Below are 16,609 nucleotides of genomic sequence, written 5' to 3'. Positions count from 1 at the left end.
AATGATCGGCCGTCAGCCTGGAGACAGAGCGGCTCTGGTCGCTTCGGGGATCGGCGTCGGGCGGCTGTCGGAGAGGCCGACGCAGACCCAGACGAAATGCGCCGATGCGCAATGGGCGCCATCGCGCTGGCGAAAGAGTTCTATGGCAAAGGACAGGCTCGTGCGCCCGATTTTCTCCACGTCCACCTTCGCCTCGACGACATCGTCGAGGTCGATCGGGCTGTGAAAGGTGATCTCCGCCTTTTTCACGTGATAGGCGACGCCGGAGGAGGTGTGACGGAAATGGCTGAGAATTTGCCGTTGCCGCAGGAACTCGACGACCGCATCCTCGCAATAGTCGAGATAACGGGAATTGTGGACATGACCATAGATGTCAATGTCTCGCATCGAGACCCGGAACGATGCTAAAGGCCTGTCATCAACGCTCATTCGATCACCGAAAATTCGACGGGGTGATCTAACCGCAGTGTGTGGGGGATGCAATGCAATATCAGGCGGTCGTGCGAAAATTCGGCCCGGCCCAGGAGGTTGTCGAGCTCGAGCGGGCGGCGCTGCCGCCGCTGCGGCGCGACCAGGTGAGGGTGCGCCTGCTGGCGCGGGCGATCAACCCGTCCGATATCATCACCATATCAGGAGCCTATAGCGGACGCACGACGTTGCCCTTCATTCCCGGCTTCGAAGCGTTCGGCGTGGTCGAACAGTGCGGCGAGGAGGTTCATGGGCTTTCCCCGGGAACACGCGTGCTGCCGGTGCGCAGCGCCGGTGGCTGGCAGGAATTCAAGGATACCGATCCCGGCTGGTGCCTTCGTGTTCCAGACGCGCTCACCGACTTCGAAGCTGCGACGAGCTACGTCAATCCGATGACGGCCTGGTTGATGCTGCATGCCAAGATCGGACTGAGGCCGGGCATGCGTATCGCCATCAATGCCGCCGCCTCTTCGATCGGAGCGATATTGATCGGTCTCGCCAATGCCGCAGGCGTGGAGCCGGTCGCCATCGTCCGCAGCGAAGGATCGCTTGAGCGCCTGCGCGGCCGGGTCGAGGCTATCATCATCGATAGGGAGGAAAGCGATCTGGTTGCCGGGCTCGCCGGCCGGCATGGGGTCGACGCGGTGCTTGATTGCGTCGGAGGTGCGCGCGCCGCGACCCTCGCCGATGCGCTGAAGCCCGGCGGGCATTTCGTGCATTACGGCCTGCTTTCGGGCCAAAGCATTCCGGCTTCCTTCTGGGCCTCCCATCCCGATATTGCCTTTTCCTATTGTCACCTGCGGGAATGGGTTCATTCGCAAGCCATGGGAGATGTCCAACAGGCCTATTCCGAGATCGCGGCGCAGATCGTTTCGAAGGTTATCGCGACCGAGGTGCGGGAGGTATTCCCCTTGGAAAATGTCCGGCAAGCCCTGCACTCCGCTCTTCCCTTCCGAGCGGGCGGCAAAGTTCTGCTGGCCTGACGAACATCCGTGGGCCGCGAGGTAGCTTTGACGGCTAATCGGGATCGGGAGTAGCATCCATGCGGCAGCGGCAAGGTGGTCAAAGCGGCCGGCCCGATGGAGATGCAATGATGAAACACAAACCTTTCCTCCTGACGTTTGCGGCGCTGGCATTTTGTTCCGCATGGCCAATTTCTAACGCCTTGGCTGCCGCGCAGCCTATCTTCTGGAGCGCTTTACGGCCGGCCGATCAGGCCAAAGCGACAGTGCCGCTGTCGGGCAAGGCGGTGAGCGGCCCACAGGGCGAAACACTCGCCTGGCATGGCGAGGGGCATCCGATCGAATTGACGGGCTTCGTTCTGCCGATCGACCAGGATGGCGATCTTGTCTACGAATTCATGCTGGTGCCGTGGGCCGGAGCCTGCAGCCACATGCCTTCCCCTCCGCCCAACCAACTGGTTCGTGTCGTTCCGGAAGAGCCTTTGCACCTGGCAAGAATGTACGAGACCGTCACCGTGACGGGTACCCTGCGGCCCGGCCTGGATCAGGCGCAATTCTTCATGATCGACGGTGACCGCGTCCTCACCTACGGCTACAGCATAAGCCATGCCCAGGTAGCGACAGTAACGGCGACGACCGATCCCGATCTGCTGTCACTTTCGCCTTTCGGCATTTTGCCTCGCTAGAACAGGATGTCGTCCGAAAAGCCGCTTACACTTTTCGGCATCATGCTCCAGTAGAAGGCGCAGGGACGGCTTCTTGCATGAATACCGCCAATCGCGTATATACAACAACATATATACGAGCCTCGGAGAGCACCCATGCCGCAATACGCTCGCGTTTTCCAATCCGGCAATTCGCAAGCCGTCCGGCTGCCGAAAGAGTTCCGCTTCGACGTCGACCAGGTGGAGGTGACGCGGGAAGGCGATGCTGTGATCCTTCGGCCACGGGCCGATCGCGGTATGCGGTGGGCATCGTTGCATAGCGCCTTGGAGCGCGGCCTCAGCGACGATTTCATGGCGGAAGGGCGAGAGCAGCCGGAGGCGCAGGAGAGGCCTGATCTTCAGAACCTGTTCAAGTGATCACGCATCTTATCGACACCAATGCGGTGATCGCCCTGATCGGCAGGAAATCCGAAACACTGCTGAAGCGCGTGATCGATAGCGACGAGGGATCGATCGGGCTGTCGACCGTGGTGATGCACGAGCTTTATTATGGCGCCTATAAAAGCACGAAAATCTCCTACAATCTCGAAACCCTGCGGCTGTTCGTGGCGGATTTCTCAGTCGTCGGTTTCGAGCAGGAGGATGCGTTGGCCGCTGGGGAGATCCGTGCCGCATTGGCGGCAAAGGGAACGCCGATCGGCCCCTATGATGTTCTGATCGCCGCTCAGGCCAGGACCCGGGATCTGGTTCTCGTCACCAACAATGTCGGAGAATTCGGCCGCGTCGATGGTCTGCGTGTCGAGGACTGGACGGTCGGGCGGTAGGTCCGGTCTCCGATGAATGCCCGGGCGCAGCCGAAACTGCGCCCGGGCAAAATGCTGTCGATCAGACGAGATCGAAACGATCGGCGTTCATGACCTTGGTCCAGGCCGCGACGAAATCCCTCACGAACTTCTCCTTGGTATCGGCCTGGCCGTAGACTTCGGCAAAGGCGCGCAGCTGCGAGTGCGAGCCGAAGATCAGGTCGACGCGGGTGCCGGTCCACTTGACGTCGTTGGTCTTGCGATCACGCCCTTCGTAAACGCCGTCCCTGCCGGCAGCGGGCGACCACTGCGTGCCCATGTCGAGCAGGTTGACGAAGAAGTCGTTCGTCAGCGTTTCCGGACGGGACGTGAAGACGCCATGCTCGGGGGCGCCGGCCTTCAGCACACGCAGGCCGCCGACGAGAACGGTCATTTCAGGTCCGGTCAGCGTCAACAGCTGGGCGCGGTCGACGAGCGCTTCTTCCGGCTTCATGAACTGCCGGCCACCGATATAGTTGCGGAAACCGTCGGCGCGGGGCTTCAGCGCCGCGAAGGAATGCGCGTCGGTCTGTGCCTCGGAAGCGTCCATGCGACCCGGCGTGAACGGCACGCTGACGGCATGACCGCCGGCCGCTGCCGCCTTTTCCACACCGGCTGCACCACCCAGAACGATCAGGTCGGCGAGCGAGATCTTCTTCGCCCCGGTCTGGGCGGCGTTGAAGTTTTTCTGGATGCCTTCGAGAACGCCGAGGACCTTGGCGAGCTGCGCCGGCTGGTTGACTTCCCAGTCCTTCTGCGGGGCAAGGCGGATACGCGCGCCATTGGCACCGCCGCGCTTGTCGGAGCCGCGGAAGGTCGAGGCGGACGCCCAGGCGGTCGAGACCAGTTCCTGCACCGTGAGGCCGGTGGCGAGAACCTTTTCCTTCAGGTCGGCAATGTCCTTGTCGTCGACAAGCGGGTGGTCGACGGCCGGGATCACGTCCTGCCAGATCAGGTCTTCGGCCGGAACTTCCGGGCCGAGGTAGCGCACCTTCGGTCCCATGTCGCGGTGGGTCAGCTTGAACCAGGCGCGGGCGAAAGCGTCGGCGAACTGGTCGGGATTTTCGAGGAAGCGGCGCGAGATCTTCTCGTAGACCGGATCGAAACGCAGCGCGAGGTCGCTGGTCAGCATGGTCGGCAGGTGCCTCTTCGAGGCGTCGTAGGCATCCGGAATGGAGGCATCGGCGTTCTTGGCCTGCCACTGATGCGCACCGCCCGGGCTCTTGGTCAGTTCCCATTCGAAAGCGAACAGGTTTTCGAAGAAGTAGTTGCTCCACTGGGTCGGCGTCTGGGTCCAGGTCACTTCGAGGCCGCTGCCGATGGCATCGCGACCGACGCCGGTGTTGAACTTGCTGGTCCAGCCCAGGCCCTGAGCTTCGAGCTCGCCGCCTTCCGGGTCGACACCGACAAACGACGGATCGCCAGCGCCATGGGTCTTGCCGAAGGTATGCCCGCCGGCGATCAGCGCCACGGTTTCTTCGTCGTTCATCGCCATACGGGCGAAGGTTTCACGGATGTCGCGGGCGGATGCCAGCGGATCCGGAGTGCCGTTCGGGCCTTCCGGGTTGACATAGATAAGGCCCATCTGCACGGCGCCAAGCGGCTCTGCCAGTCCGCGTTCGCCACTGTAGCGTTCGTCACCCAGCCAGGTTCCCTCAGGACCCCAGTAGAGTTCTTCCGGCTCCCAGACGTCGGCGCGGCCGCCGGCGAAACCGAAGGTCTTGAAACCCATGGATTCGAGCGCGACGTTGCCGGTGAGGATCAACAGGTCAGCCCAGGAGATACGGTTGCCGTATTTCTGCTTGATAGGCCACAGCAGGCGGCGGGCCTTGTCGAGGTTCACGTTGTCAGGCCAGCTGTTGAGCGGCGCAAAACGCTGCTGGCCGGCCCCGGCGCCGCCGCGGCCATCGGTGATGCGGTAAGTGCCGGCGCTGTGCCAGGCCATGCGGATGAACAGGCCGCCATAGTGACCGAAATCGGCCGGCCACCAATCCTGCGAATCCGTCATCAAGGCGTGAAGATCCTTCTTCAGGCCGTCGAGATCGAGCTTCTTGAACTCCTCGGCATAGTCGAAGGCTTGGCCGAGCGGGTCGGCGCGGCCGGAATTCTGGTGAAGAATCTGCACGTTCAGTTGATCCGGCCACCAGTCGCGATTGGATCTGCTGCGAGGCGTATTGCCGTGTGCGACAGGACATTTGCCTGCGCTGTCAGTGGGGTTGTCCATGATCGTCTCCTTGATTGCTTGATCTGTCTGCGGTCCAAAAAGATGAGCCGAGCTGGCGCCCCACTCTCTCCCTGCAGTCTTCATATCGGAAGCGCTTCATAAATTTAAGTTGGATTTACTGATCGCTGCGATAAGCTGAGATTATGAAGAACCTTACGCTGAAACAGCTGCGTTATTTTGAAGCGCTGGCAAGAGATGGACGCTTCCGACGCGCGGCCGACGCCTGTGCGATCTCCCAGCCGGCATTGTCAATGCAGATCAAAGAACTTGAGCAAGAGTTGGGCGGTGAGCTTTTCGAGCGCAACGCGCGTGAGGTGAAGCTGACCGCTTTCGGTCAGACCGTCGCTCTCAGGATCCGCGATATCCTGCGTGGCGTGGACGAACTGGCGGACCTGGCGCGCGCCGCGCGCGATCCTTTCCTGACGCGGCTGCGCATCGGCATCATCCCGACGATTGCGCCCTATCTGTTGCCGGCAATCATCAACGATCTGAACAGGAGCTTTGCAGGCATTCAGATCGAAGTGCGCGAAACGCAGACGTCGAAGCTGGTTCACGAGCTGGCGCAGGGCCAGCTGGATACGGCAATCGTTGCCTTGCCCGTGTCGGAACCATCCCTCGCAGAACTCGAGCTCTTCAAGGAAGAGTTCGTGCTGGTTCGGCGGCCCGAAGACGAGGGTAAGCCGGTGCCCGAACGCGAGGCGTTGCGCGAAATGCGGTTGTTGCTGCTCGAGGAAGGCCACTGCTTTCGCGATCAGGCCTTGTCGTTCTGCAAGATCGGGCAGGCCCGTCCCCGGGAAGTCATGGAAGGCAGCTCTCTCTCCACCCTGGTCCAGATGGTCAGTGCCGGTATCGGCATCACCTTGATTCCCGAGATGGCCGTTCCCCTCGAAACGCGCTCGGCGCACGTCTCGATCTCCCGTTTTCAGTCTCCGCAGCCGTCGCGAACGATCGGCATGATCTGGCGCAATTCGACACCGATGGCCAAACAGCTCCAGCAGGTTTCCGAGGCGGTTCGCCGGTCGGCCGACAGCATGCGCGAACAGTATGCCGCCCGGTGATGGATCTGATATGGCCTCGCCTCAAGATCGCCGTTTGAACGTATGCTCCGCTGCCGGAAACTGTCGCGATCGGACCTCGTCGGCATAAGCGGCAGCGGCGGCTGAAATCCTCTTGCCGAGTTCGTCGTAGCGCTTCACGAAGCGCGGGGTGAAATCGTTGAAGAGGCCCAGAATGTCGTCGGAAACCAGAACCTGACCGTCGCAGGCGGAAGAAGCGCCGATGCCGATGGTCGGGACGTGCACGGCGGACGTCACCTCCCGGGCGAGCGGCTCCACCGTGCCCTCGATGACGACGGCAAAGGCGCCCGAGCCGCCAACGGCGTGGGCATCGCGGCGGATCTTCGACGTCTCGTGTTCGGAATGGCCGACAGATCGATAACCGCCTGCGGTTTGGACCTGCTGCGGCATCAGGCCGATATGGCCCATAACCGGAATCCCCCGCTTCGTCAGAAAGGCGATGGTCTCGGCCATCTCCTCGCCGCCCTCCAGCTTTACGGCATCGCAGCCGGTTTCCTGCAGGATGCGGACAGCATTGCGGAAGGCAATCTCCTTCGATTCCTGATAACTGCCGAACGGCATGTCGACGACGACGCAGGCCTTACCGACGCCGCGCATCACCGCCTTGCCGTGTGCGATCATCATATCGAGCGTGACGCCGATGGTGGTCTCCATACCGTAGAGCACCATGCCGAGCGAATCCCCGACCAGCAGGAGGTCGCAATGCTCATCGAGCAGCCGCGCCATCGGCGTCGTATAGGCGGTCAGGCAGACGATCGGCTTGCCGCCCTTCATGGCTGAGATGCGCGCTGGCGTAATGCGCTTCTGAATTCCGGCCGCGCTCATCTGGTCACTCCCTTTCCCGGCAAGCTCTGCCCGCCGGCAACCCTGTTGTTCCCGACAAACCGGTTGCTCCCAACGACCCTGTTGTCGAGAAGCCGTGTCGAGCCGACCCGAACGAAGAGCGCCACGACGACAGGGTCTGCGATCGACGTGACTGGCTGCAGCGTTGCGGCATCTCTGACGGCGACGACCTCGGGCTTTGCCAGAGGCTCGCGACTAAGAAATGCCGTGAGCCGTGCCTCTAGTTCCACCGGATCGGTCAGGCCGTCGGCGACCAGGCGCTCGGCCTCGTCAAGGGTCTGAGGGACGATCACCGCGGCACGCCGCTCCGCCTCGCTGAGATAGACGTTGCGCGACGACAATGCGAGGCCGTCGCTATCCCTGACGGTCGGCACCGATATCAGGCGCACCGGCAAGGCCAGATCGTCCACCATGCGCTTGATGATGACGACCTGCTGGTAATCCTTCGCTCCAAAATAGGCGGTCTGCGGCTGCACGATGTTGAAAAGCTTGCAGACGACAGTGGCGACGCCGGCGAAATGCCCAGGCCGTACCGCCCCTTCGAGTTCGCGCCCGAGATCTGGAACGTCGACGACGGTCAACATCGGGCGGGAATACATGTCCTCGACACCAGGCGAAAAAAGGAAATTGACGCCGGCTTGCCTCAGCATGGCGGCATCGCGTTCCAGATCGCGCGGATATTTGCTGAGATCTTCCGCCGGGCCGAACTGCAGCGGATTGACGAAAATCGAGACGACGACGATGTCGTTCTCGGCGCGAGCGCGCGAGACGAGCTCCATATGACCGGCATGGAGATAACCCATCGTCGGAACGAGGCCGACGGTTCGCCCCTGCCGCCTCAGCGCGTCGAGCGTGTGGCGCAGCTCGTCAATGCTCGAGAAAACCCGCATATATCCTCCCCTGGCCGGTCACTCCATCTTGGGCGCGGATAAGAAGTGTAATCGATGCGGCAGGTCAATGCATATTCCTCGATAAAGACGATTAGATGAAACGCCAGCCGATGACACCGGACCATATCAGGCCCGGGGAACGGATTTTCGTCACTTGGCTCCTGTTCCGCGTCTCACCTGCTTGCGGTGGAACCGACGATGTGCGACTTCCGTTACTCGCCCTGTCCGTCAAGATACCATCACAGTCGATCGCTATGGACGTTACATGGAGGACGCATGGACAAGCCCTGGAAGATCAGCCGCGGACCGATTGCGGCAACCGAGCTCGACGTGGAGAAGGCAAACGCGATCAATGTGCTGTTGATGCGGCCGGTCGGCGTCCTTCCGGCCAAGGCGGGAGATCCTGTCCTTCCGTTTGCCGTCGGCCTTTTCAACGAACTCCGCCCGCTCCTAAAGCCCGATGCCGGCGTCACCACGCTCAGGCGAGCGACCGCGGCCTATGTCCACTGCCGGCGCTACTATTTCGCCAGCGCCCAACCCGATTCCATGCGCCATAGTCTTGACGGTGAACCTGTCGAACCACTGTCGTCCGAAGACCGGCTGGTCGCGCAAAAACGCTTCCTGAGCCTCAAGCAGACCACCGGTAAGACAGACGCGCCCGAGCAGACAGCACCGGTCCTCGCTCCCCTGTTGAGCAAAAGCGAACAGATCCGCGCAGCTCTCCTCGGCAAAAAAGGAACGCCGCCAGCTAGTCACCTGGAACCAAAGTAAGCTTCATTTTGTTCGGCTTCTGTCACAAGAGCAGGAGTTTGATCGATGGTTGGCAGGCAGGCGGACCTCGTCGTTCTGAGCGACGCGGACAGAAATTTCCTCGAATCTCAGGTGCGCCGGCATAAAGCGGCACGCTCGTTGTCGGATCGATGCCGGATGGTCTTGCTGTGCGCGCAGGGTTTGCAAAGCAAGGACGTTGCCGAACGCCTGGGTGTTCACGAGCACACGGTTGGCAAGTGGCGCCGCAGGTTCGTACAGGATGGTATTGAAGGGCTGACAGATGAATATCGTGCCGGTCGACCGCGAACTGTCTCCGATGCCCAGGTTGCTCAGGTCGTCGAGCGTACGTTGAACGTCACTCCCAAGGATGCCACGCACTGGTCCATCCGTTCGATGGCAGCCGACAGCGGCCTTTCGCATACCACCATCCGTCGGATCTGGACCGCATTTGGCCTGCAGCCGCATCGTGCCGAGACATTCAAGCTTTCCTCAGATCCGCTCTTCGTCGATAAGGTGCAGGACATCGTCGGCCTTTATATGTCGCCACCGGACCGGGCGATCGTGCTATGCGTGGATGAGAAATCGCAAATCCAGGCATTGGATCGCGAGCAGCCGGTTCTGCCTATGGCACCGGGCGTCGCCGAACGGCGCACCCATACCTATGTCCGCAACGGCACGACTTCTCTGTTCGCCGCGCTCGACATTGCCACTGGTGCGGTGATCGGTCATTGCTACAAGCGTCACCGGGCCACTGAATTCCTCGACTTCCTGAAGCGGATCGACGCCGAAATGCCCAGTGGGCCGGACGTGCATCTGGTGATGGACAACTATGCGACCCACAAGACGCCGAGAATCAAGGCCTGGCTCGCGCGCCGCCCACACTGGCATGTTCACTTCACGCCAACGTCGGCATCCTGGATCAATCAGGTCGAGCGGTGGTTTGCAGAGCTAACGCGAAAGCAGTTGCAGCGCGGCGTACACCGTTCCACCGCAGAACTGGAAGCCGACATCGACGCCTTCATCGAAACCCACAACGAGAACCCCACCCCGTACAAGTGGGTCAAATCCGCCGACCAAATCCTCGCGTCGGTCAAGCGCTTCTGCCAGAAGACAATGAACCGAACTTCAGATTCAGGTGACTAGAGCATGATGACATCAGCGTCTCATATCCGGCTTGCAGTCATTGCGCGGTCTTGGTCGTGCGGCCGTCATTGGCAATGGCGACGGAGTCGCTCTATGAGCTTGGCCGCATCGGGGGCGCGGAAAACGCGCCCCCGGCCGGCGCCGGCCGAAGGGGAGGGGCAATCGGCCGGGTCAGTTCAACGGGGCTTCGCCTGATGTGATCCGCTGCTCGTCCTTTCCAAACAGGTGGATGGTATCGTGGATTGGCGCGATCCTCAGCACCTCGCCGGGGGCGGCCCTGATCCGTTCCCTGAAGACGCAGGTCAGCGTCTGCGTCCCCAACCGGACGATGACCAGCGTTTCCGAACCCGTGGGCTCGACGACCACCGTCGTGACCTCGATGCCGCCCGGGTCCAACCGGATATGTTCAGGACGAATGCCGTAGATGGCGGCATCTGCCGGACGGCGCTCGCTCGGCAGGAGCAGGCCGTCGGCGGTTCGAAACCCGTCTTCCGTCATGCTGCCGCTGATGAAATTCATCGCCGGCGAGCCGATGAAGCCGGCGACGAAAAGATTGTTCGGACGATCGTACAATTCCAGCGGAGAACCCGACTGCTCGATCAGGCCGTCCTTCATGACGACGATCTTGTCGGCCATGGTCATGGCTTCGATCTGGTCGTGAGTGACATAGATGGTCGTCGTCTGCAGCCGTTGATGCAGTTCCTTGATCTCCGAGCGCATCTGCACTCTGAGCTTGGCGTCGAGGTTCGACAGGGGCTCGTCGAAGAGGAAGACGGCCGGGTCGCGCACGATCGCCCGCCCCATCGCCACACGCTGTCTCTGGCCGCCCGACAGTTGCTTGGGATATCTCTCCAGGAGACTTTCGAGACCGAGGATCTTCGCGGCGTTGCCGACCCGCTGATCGATCTCCGTCCTCGGCATCCGTTTCAGCCGCAGCGAAAAGCCCATGTTCTTGGCAACGGTCATATGCGGGTAGAGCGCGTAATTCTGGAACACCATGGCGATGTCCCGGTCCTTGGGGGCAAGCTCGTTGACGATATGCTTGCCGATCTGGATCTGCCCTGAGGTGATACCCTCGAGGCCCGCGATCATCCTCAGAAGCGTGGATTTGCCGCAGCCCGAGGGACCGACCAGAACGACGAACTCGCCGTCACCGATATCGACCGACACGCCTTTGATGGCTTTGAACGCGCCGTAATCCTTGCGCGCATTGTTGACCGAAACATGGGCCATTACCGTCCTCCCGAAATCGCTGTCAAAGTCCGCTCAGGACATTTCTCAAATAATCGAGGCCGAGGCGCTCACCGTCTTTGCGCGCGGCTAAGTCCTTGCCCGGCCAGCCATAGGCGCCATCCTCGTGTTCGATCGACAGCGTGCCGTCGAAGCCGGCCCCGCGGGCCTGGCGCAGAAACCTCGGCCAATCGATGAGGCCGAGCCCCGGCAGCTTGTATTGCCACCAGCCCTTGCCGTGATAACCGACAGCCTGCAGGCTCTCCCGATCGATTGCCGTGTCCTTGGCATGAAGGATGGCGATGCGATCCTTCACCGCCTCCATCGCCCGATAAGGATCGACGCCGATGCGAATGAGGTGCGAGGGATCGAATTCCAGGCCGAAGCGGGGGTTCTCGATCCTTTGAAAAAGCTCCTGCCATCCTTTCGGCGTCGTCCCGATGAAATTGTCCTTCGGACCGGGCCAGTTCTCGATTGCAACCGTCAGGCCGTAGGGCTCCGTCTCAGTGATCAGGCCGTTGGCGAAATCGGCGAAGTCATCATAATTGGCTTCGTCGCTTGCGGTGTCGTCCCGGCCCGGGAAGATCACGAAGATCGGGACGCCCGCTTGCCCGATCGCGCCGGCAAATTCGGTGGTCCTTTCCCGAAGTGCCGTTCGTTTTGCCCGGTCGGCATCGAGCTGGTTGCCGAAATAGGTGATCGACGACACGAAGAGGTCGCGGCTGCGCGCGAGCGCGACGGCGGCCTCCACTCGATCGGGCGTCTTGATATGGCCGCCGACGTCGATCTCGATGGCGTCGAACCTGGCCGATGCGGCGAAATCCACCACTTCCTCCAGGGGGCGATCGTTGAATGTCGAAGTGTAAAAGCCGATCTTCACCAAAATCCTCCGATCTTCACCAAAATCCCGTTCTTCACCAAAATCCGTGGGCCTTGCCAGCCGTTTCAACTGTTCAGGCGATCCATGTTCTTGAGTGGCGAACGTGTGCGTTGAGCCGCGTCGGCCGATGCGAGCATGAGGGCTGCTGCCATCGGCATAACCGCCGCCCCCATGGCCGAGGCATCCTCTCCGAGCGAGGCGCGATGAAGCGAGGGAAGGTTGGTGTCCTCGGCATCGAGATGCTCGTGCACATAGCGCAGCAATTCGTCGACGATGCGGATCGGCAATCGGCCGCCGACGAGGACGGCGTCGGGGTCGACGACCATGCCAATATGCTTGACGGCGACGGCCAGATGCGCGCTCATTTCCTTCAGCCACTGCGAAACGAGGCGCCTGCCATGCGCATCCAGCGTCAGGAGATCGTGGGGAACACTCACCTCGACGCCGTGTTGCGCAAGGAAATCATAGAGGAAGAACAGCGAGAATATCTCGCCGAGAAGCTGGACCTTATGGGCCGTCCCGTCCCGGCCGTCGGCGATCGGCAGCCAGCCGATTTCGCCGCTGAGGCCCATGGCGCCACGATGACCGTTGCCGTCGAGCACGAGGCCGCCGCCCGGGCATGGGTTGATGGCGATGTAGAAGAAGCTGCTGCTTTCAGCACCCAGTCCATAATCGAGTTCGGCAAGGGCTGCGGCATTGGCTTCGTTTTCGATGAAGACGGGATGCTGCGTCAGGTTCTCCAGTGCGGCGCGCACATCGAATGCCGTCCATTCCTGATAAGCCTCGGGCTTGCCGAGGAGCGAAATCTCGCCAAGCCAATCCGGCATCGCCAGACCGATACCGGCGAGGCGCGCGTCGTCGATGAGCCGGCTGCGTTGGAAATGCGAAATCGCATCGGCCGTGAGCTGCAGGAATTCCGCCGGCAGGATGAAGCGTTTCTCATGGTGCACGCGGGCGCGGACATTGCCGACGGCATCGACGGCCAGGATCGTCAGATGGTCGCGATCGATGTTGATGCCGATGGCAAAGCAGGCATCCGGATTGATTTCGAGTTCGATTGCCGGCTGGCCTCTCAACCCATGCCGCCGGCGGGCTTCCATGATCAGCCCCTCGTCCAGCAGGCGATCGACGATCCGGGCGATTGCCGGTTTGGTAAAACCCGTCCGCCTGGCAATTTCAGCGCGCGAAATCGGCGCCTGGCGATGAATGCAGCGCAGGACGACGGCCCTATTGTGCTCACCTGCATCTTCGACATTGGCGCCGGTCAGATCCGGGGACAGTCTGGCGCCGAGTGTCTGGTTCATGCTTGAAATCCTTCCTTGCGCATAGCTTGAACCGCTCCTCATCCCTTGACCGCGCCGCTGGTCATCGCACCGAGGATCAGCCGCTGGAGCGACAGGAAGGCGACGATCGCCGGAACGACCGCGATCAGGCAGGCGGCGGCAAGCAGCTGAATGGACGAGTCGGTTTGCATGCCGCGGAAGTTAAAGATCCCGACGCCGATCGGCATCAGATCATTTTTCGTGAGCAACAGAAAAGGCACCAGAAATTGCGACCAGCCGGCAATCACCGTGATGATGAAGACGGAGGCGATGCCCGGCGCCGATAGTGGCAGAATGATGCGCCAGAAGACCGAAAATCGATTGCAGCCATCGATCATCGCCGCTTCGTCGAGGCTGCGCGGGATGCCGTCGACCGAGCTCTTCAGAAGCCAGGTCGCCAGCGGAACGCCAAGTGCGATATAGACCATGACGACGGCAAAATGCGTATCCAGCAGGCCGAGGCGGTTCATGTAGCGGTAGAGCGGCACCATGATGACAAGCGGCGAGATCATCTGGAAGAGCAGCAGCCCCATCATCGACAGGCCCTTGCCCCGGAACTGAAAGCGGGAAAAGGCATATGCCGCGGGCAGTGCGACGATCAGGACGCCCAGTCCGCTCAGGGCGGCAAGCTTGAGGCCGTTCCAGAGATAGATCGGAAAATAGCTGTTGTTCAAAACGGTGATGAAATTGTCGATGGTGGGATTGTTTGGAATATATCGCGCGGCGCCGCGATAGATCTCGCGCTTGTCACGCATCGCCATCGACAGGAGATAGGTGAGGGGGCCGGCGAAGAATACGAACATTACCAGCATGAACAGATAGCTCATGGCATCGCCGAGCCGCGTTCCGGTCCGTCCGCTCATTGCTCTTCCTCCTTCGGCAGGAACGACGCATAGATAAAGGCAAGCCCGAGGCTGATGATCAGCATGAGCACGGAGAGCACGCTGCCGCCGGACAGGTCGTAGTTTCTAAAGACGATATTGAAGACGTAGAGCGAGATGACCTCGGTCGCACGCCCCGGACCGCCGCCCGTCAGCGTGATGATCGCATCGAAGGTATTCACCGTCTGGATCGTAATGAGGATCATGTTGACGAGGATTGCCGCGCGCAGCTGCGGAAGCGTGACGAAGAAAAACTGCTGCGATGCCGTCGCGCCGTCGACCTCCGCCGCTTCATAGAGCGAGGGATCGATCGACTTCAGCGCCGCATACATGACGACCATCGAAAATGCCGTGCCGCGCCATATGTTGGAGATGAGGGTAGACCACGGCGCAATAGCAGGATCCGAGAGCCAGGCGACAACAGGCATGTGCATTAGCCTCAGAATGCTGTTCAACGCACCATAAGGCGCTTCGGAAAAGAGCATCTGCCAGATGATGCCGCCGGCAATTCCGGGGACAACCCAGGCAACCAGCGCCGTCGTCCTCAAAATGGTGGTGCCGAACAGGCCGCGCTTTTCGCCGCGGATAACCACGACGGCGACCGCAAGGCCTAAAATCTGCTGACCGATAACGCTGCCGCCGACAAAGATCAGGGTCGCCCATAAAATGTCGGGTAGCTGCGGCGAGCTCAACGCATTGGTGATCGACCCCAGCGTATAATCCTGATTGTCGCCGATCAGCGTGGCATTGGTGAATGAAAGCCTGAAAACGTCGATGACGGGGTAAAGGTAGAAGATGCCGATGACGACGATCACGGGCATAATCCAGGGCAGGGGCGCACCGGCGAAACGGCGCATGAACGTTCTGCTTTGAGGCGGGCTGTCAGCCTCGATGGCAATGGGGCTCATTGGCTTCTCTGTGCGGGGTTTCGCAATGTCGACGGCGCCTGGCAGGCAGGCGCCGTCACGGTCGGAAGCACTAGAGACGCTTGTAGGCCTCCAGCGCCGCATTGAAGGCGGCATTCAAGGCGTCTTCCGGCTTTTTGGTCCCCGAGAGCACGTCGCCCATCATGATCTGGATCTGGTTGGAGATTTCAGGATAGATCGGCACACCCGGGCGTGCCTGTCCATCGACCAGAGCCGCGGCGAAGGTCTTGTTGGCTTCGGTGGAGAAGACCTCATATTTGTCGAACAGCGACTTCCTGGTCGGCAACTGCTGCTGCAGCGCGTTTGCCGGCCCCATATAGACCTCGCGTGCGAGGTTGGCGCACATCTCGATCTTGTCCTTGTCCTTGCTGAAGGATGCGATCGTCCAGCCGCCGGTTCCGGTCGAACGCTGATCGGCGCTGGGGCCGGGGATCGGCGAGAAGGTCCAGTTGTTGAACTCGTCCTCGTCGAGCGTGGCCTTCAGCTGCGCATATTGCCAGTTGCCGCCGATGAAGAGCGCCGTCGTCGCCGCTGCCGCCGCGGCATTCATATCGTCGTAATTCGCGATCGTGCTGACGCGCTTGGGCGCGGCACCCGAATCGACGAGATCCTTGAAATAATTCAGCGCCTTCAGGAATTTCTCCTTGTTCTCGCCTTCGCCGAATACCGGCTTGCCTGAGTCGTCGACGAGCTTGCCGCCCAGCGCCCAATAATTCGCGAGCCAGTCGAACGTCGTCCCTTCCCAGCGCCCGCCGTTGAAGAGAACGCCTTCCATGCCTTCCTTGGTGGAGGCGAGCGCGGCCGTTTTCAGGTCGTCCCATGTCTGCGGCGCATCCGCAACGATCGACTTGTTGCGGTAGAGCACACGAAGGTCCGTATCCCACCACCAGGCGCGGACCGTCTGGTCCTTATCCGTGATGCCGCTGCGGATGAAGGGGAACAGGTCATCCACTTCCTCCTTCGAAAAATACGGCGTGAAGTCCGCAAGAACTTTATTGACCATGAACTGCGAGAGGACGAAGGAGTCGACGGCAGCGCAGTCAGGCGCGTTGCCGGCCTTGGCCTGCTCCAGCATCTTGGCCTGTTCGGTGCCGATGTCCGAGGACATGAATTGCATCTGCAATTTCCAGTCCGGATGCTTCTTGATGAAATCGACGAACAGCTTCTGATAGCCCTCGGCGATCGCCGGATCCGAATTGTTGGGACTATCGTTCGTCAGACGGACGACGAGGGATTTCGGCGCATCGGCAAGGCCGATCCTGTCCTTCGTGGCAAGTTCCTGGGCAAATGAAACGGATGCTGAAAATAACATGGTGCTCAGCGCAAATGCGCTGACGGTGGCGCTCTTCATGATGGGTCTCCTCCCCATTTTGAACGGATACAGCCTGGCGGTCAGTTGACCTCTCCTCATTTCCGTGCTGCATTAATTAGATTAAGTTACTTTGATTTGATGTCAAGCCACAGCTTGGATGGCCAGACTTGGGAG

The 16,609-nt window shown here is 60.9% G+C and carries 17 protein-coding genes; 7 read left to right on the top strand and 10 right to left on the bottom strand.

Annotation, left to right across the window (positions count from 1 at the left end):
• Positions 1-12 precede the first annotated feature (12 nt).
• Entirely contained in the window at positions 13-429 is a 417-nt protein-coding gene (locus RL_RS34765; RefSeq protein WP_011649139.1) for an acyl-CoA thioesterase, read from the bottom strand.
• A gap of 53 nt (positions 430-482) precedes the next feature.
• On the opposite strand from RL_RS34765, the gene RL_RS34760 reads away from it, so the two are divergent.
• The 4 genes from RL_RS34760 to RL_RS34745 all read left to right on the top strand — a co-directional run bounded on the left by RL_RS34760 (position 483) and on the right by RL_RS34745 (position 2,919).
• Positions 483-1,451 carry a zinc-dependent alcohol dehydrogenase family protein gene (locus tag RL_RS34760; RefSeq protein ID WP_041936998.1) on the top strand — a complete coding sequence of 323 codons (969 nt, stop codon included), beginning with the start codon at positions 483-485 and terminating at the stop codon, positions 1,449-1,451.
• Between the two features lie 107 nt (positions 1,452-1,558).
• Positions 1,559-2,116 (top strand): DUF3299 domain-containing protein, encoded by a 558-nt coding sequence (locus RL_RS34755; RefSeq protein ID WP_028742374.1) that lies wholly within the window; start codon positions 1,559-1,561, stop codon positions 2,114-2,116.
• Positions 2,117-2,251: 135 nt separating this feature from the next.
• On the top strand, positions 2,252-2,512 hold the full coding sequence (locus RL_RS34750; protein WP_011649136.1) for an AbrB/MazE/SpoVT family DNA-binding domain-containing protein: 261 nt from the start codon (positions 2,252-2,254) through the stop codon (positions 2,510-2,512).
• Positions 2,509-2,919, top strand: coding sequence for a type II toxin-antitoxin system VapC family toxin (locus RL_RS34745; RefSeq protein ID WP_011649135.1), 411 nt, complete (start codon positions 2,509-2,511; stop codon positions 2,917-2,919). Before RL_RS34750 ends, RL_RS34745 begins: the two co-directional genes overlap by 4 nt.
• Positions 2,920-2,980: 61 nt before the next feature.
• Here the strand turns inward: RL_RS34745 and katG are convergent, their stop codons facing one another.
• The gene (gene katG / locus RL_RS34740) at positions 2,981-5,161 is read right to left on the bottom strand and encodes a catalase/peroxidase HPI (RefSeq protein WP_011649134.1); all 2,181 of its coding nucleotides are present in this window, start codon (positions 5,159-5,161) and stop codon (positions 2,981-2,983) included.
• A gap of 143 nt (positions 5,162-5,304) precedes the next feature.
• Here katG and RL_RS34735 point away from each other — a divergent pair, with 143 nt between their 5' ends.
• Entirely contained in the window at positions 5,305-6,219 is a 915-nt protein-coding gene (locus RL_RS34735) for a hydrogen peroxide-inducible genes activator (RefSeq protein ID WP_011649133.1), read from the top strand.
• Between the two features lie 21 nt (positions 6,220-6,240).
• Here the strand turns inward: RL_RS34735 and panB are convergent, their stop codons facing one another.
• Together panB and panC are read right to left on the bottom strand one after the other, a co-directional pair.
• The gene (gene panB / locus RL_RS34730; protein WP_011649132.1) at positions 6,241-7,062 is read right to left on the bottom strand and encodes a 3-methyl-2-oxobutanoate hydroxymethyltransferase; all 822 of its coding nucleotides are present in this window, start codon (positions 7,060-7,062) and stop codon (positions 6,241-6,243) included.
• Positions 7,059-7,970 carry a pantoate--beta-alanine ligase gene (panC, locus tag RL_RS34725; RefSeq protein WP_011649131.1) on the bottom strand — a complete coding sequence of 304 codons (912 nt, stop codon included), beginning with the start codon at positions 7,968-7,970 and terminating at the stop codon, positions 7,059-7,061. The genes panB and panC overlap by 4 nt, the downstream gene beginning before the upstream one ends.
• A gap of 276 nt (positions 7,971-8,246) precedes the next feature.
• On the opposite strand from panC, the gene RL_RS34720 reads away from it, so the two are divergent.
• The gene (locus RL_RS34720) at positions 8,247-8,741 is read left to right on the top strand and encodes a ProQ/FINO family protein (protein WP_011649130.1); all 495 of its coding nucleotides are present in this window, start codon (positions 8,247-8,249) and stop codon (positions 8,739-8,741) included.
• 45 nt (positions 8,742-8,786) lie between these two features.
• Positions 8,787-9,884, top strand: a complete 1,098-nt coding sequence (locus tag RL_RS34715) for an IS630 family transposase (RefSeq protein ID WP_011649129.1) — start codon at positions 8,787-8,789, stop codon at positions 9,882-9,884.
• Between the two features lie 171 nt (positions 9,885-10,055).
• Here the strand turns inward: RL_RS34715 and RL_RS34710 are convergent, their stop codons facing one another.
• From RL_RS34710 to RL_RS34685, 6 genes are all read right to left on the bottom strand, one after another.
• Positions 10,056-11,117, bottom strand: a complete 1,062-nt coding sequence (locus RL_RS34710; protein ID WP_011649128.1) for an ABC transporter ATP-binding protein — start codon at positions 11,115-11,117, stop codon at positions 10,056-10,058.
• A 22-nt stretch (positions 11,118-11,139) separates the two neighbouring features.
• Complete coding sequence (locus RL_RS34705; RefSeq protein WP_028742379.1) at positions 11,140-11,994, bottom strand: sugar phosphate isomerase/epimerase family protein; 855 nt, start codon at positions 11,992-11,994, stop codon at positions 11,140-11,142.
• Between the two features lie 65 nt (positions 11,995-12,059).
• Positions 12,060-13,298 carry an ROK family transcriptional regulator gene (locus tag RL_RS34700; protein ID WP_028742380.1) on the bottom strand — a complete coding sequence of 413 codons (1,239 nt, stop codon included), beginning with the start codon at positions 13,296-13,298 and terminating at the stop codon, positions 12,060-12,062.
• Positions 13,299-13,336: 38 nt separating this feature from the next.
• Positions 13,337-14,179, bottom strand: a complete 843-nt coding sequence (locus RL_RS34695; protein ID WP_011649125.1) for a carbohydrate ABC transporter permease — start codon at positions 14,177-14,179, stop codon at positions 13,337-13,339.
• Positions 14,176-15,105, bottom strand: coding sequence for a carbohydrate ABC transporter permease (locus RL_RS34690; protein ID WP_003550501.1), 930 nt, complete (start codon positions 15,103-15,105; stop codon positions 14,176-14,178). The genes RL_RS34695 and RL_RS34690 overlap by 4 nt, the downstream gene beginning before the upstream one ends.
• Positions 15,106-15,175: 70 nt before the next feature.
• A complete protein-coding gene (locus tag RL_RS34685; protein ID WP_027664475.1) occupies positions 15,176-16,474 on the bottom strand; it encodes an ABC transporter substrate-binding protein in 1,299 nt (432 codons plus the stop codon).
• Positions 16,475-16,609 lie beyond the last annotated feature (135 nt).

The organism is Rhizobium johnstonii 3841, assembly GCF_000009265.1.
Classification (GTDB): domain Bacteria; phylum Pseudomonadota; class Alphaproteobacteria; order Rhizobiales; family Rhizobiaceae; genus Rhizobium; species Rhizobium acaciae.
This window is presented reverse-complemented; position numbering and strand designations above follow the sequence as displayed.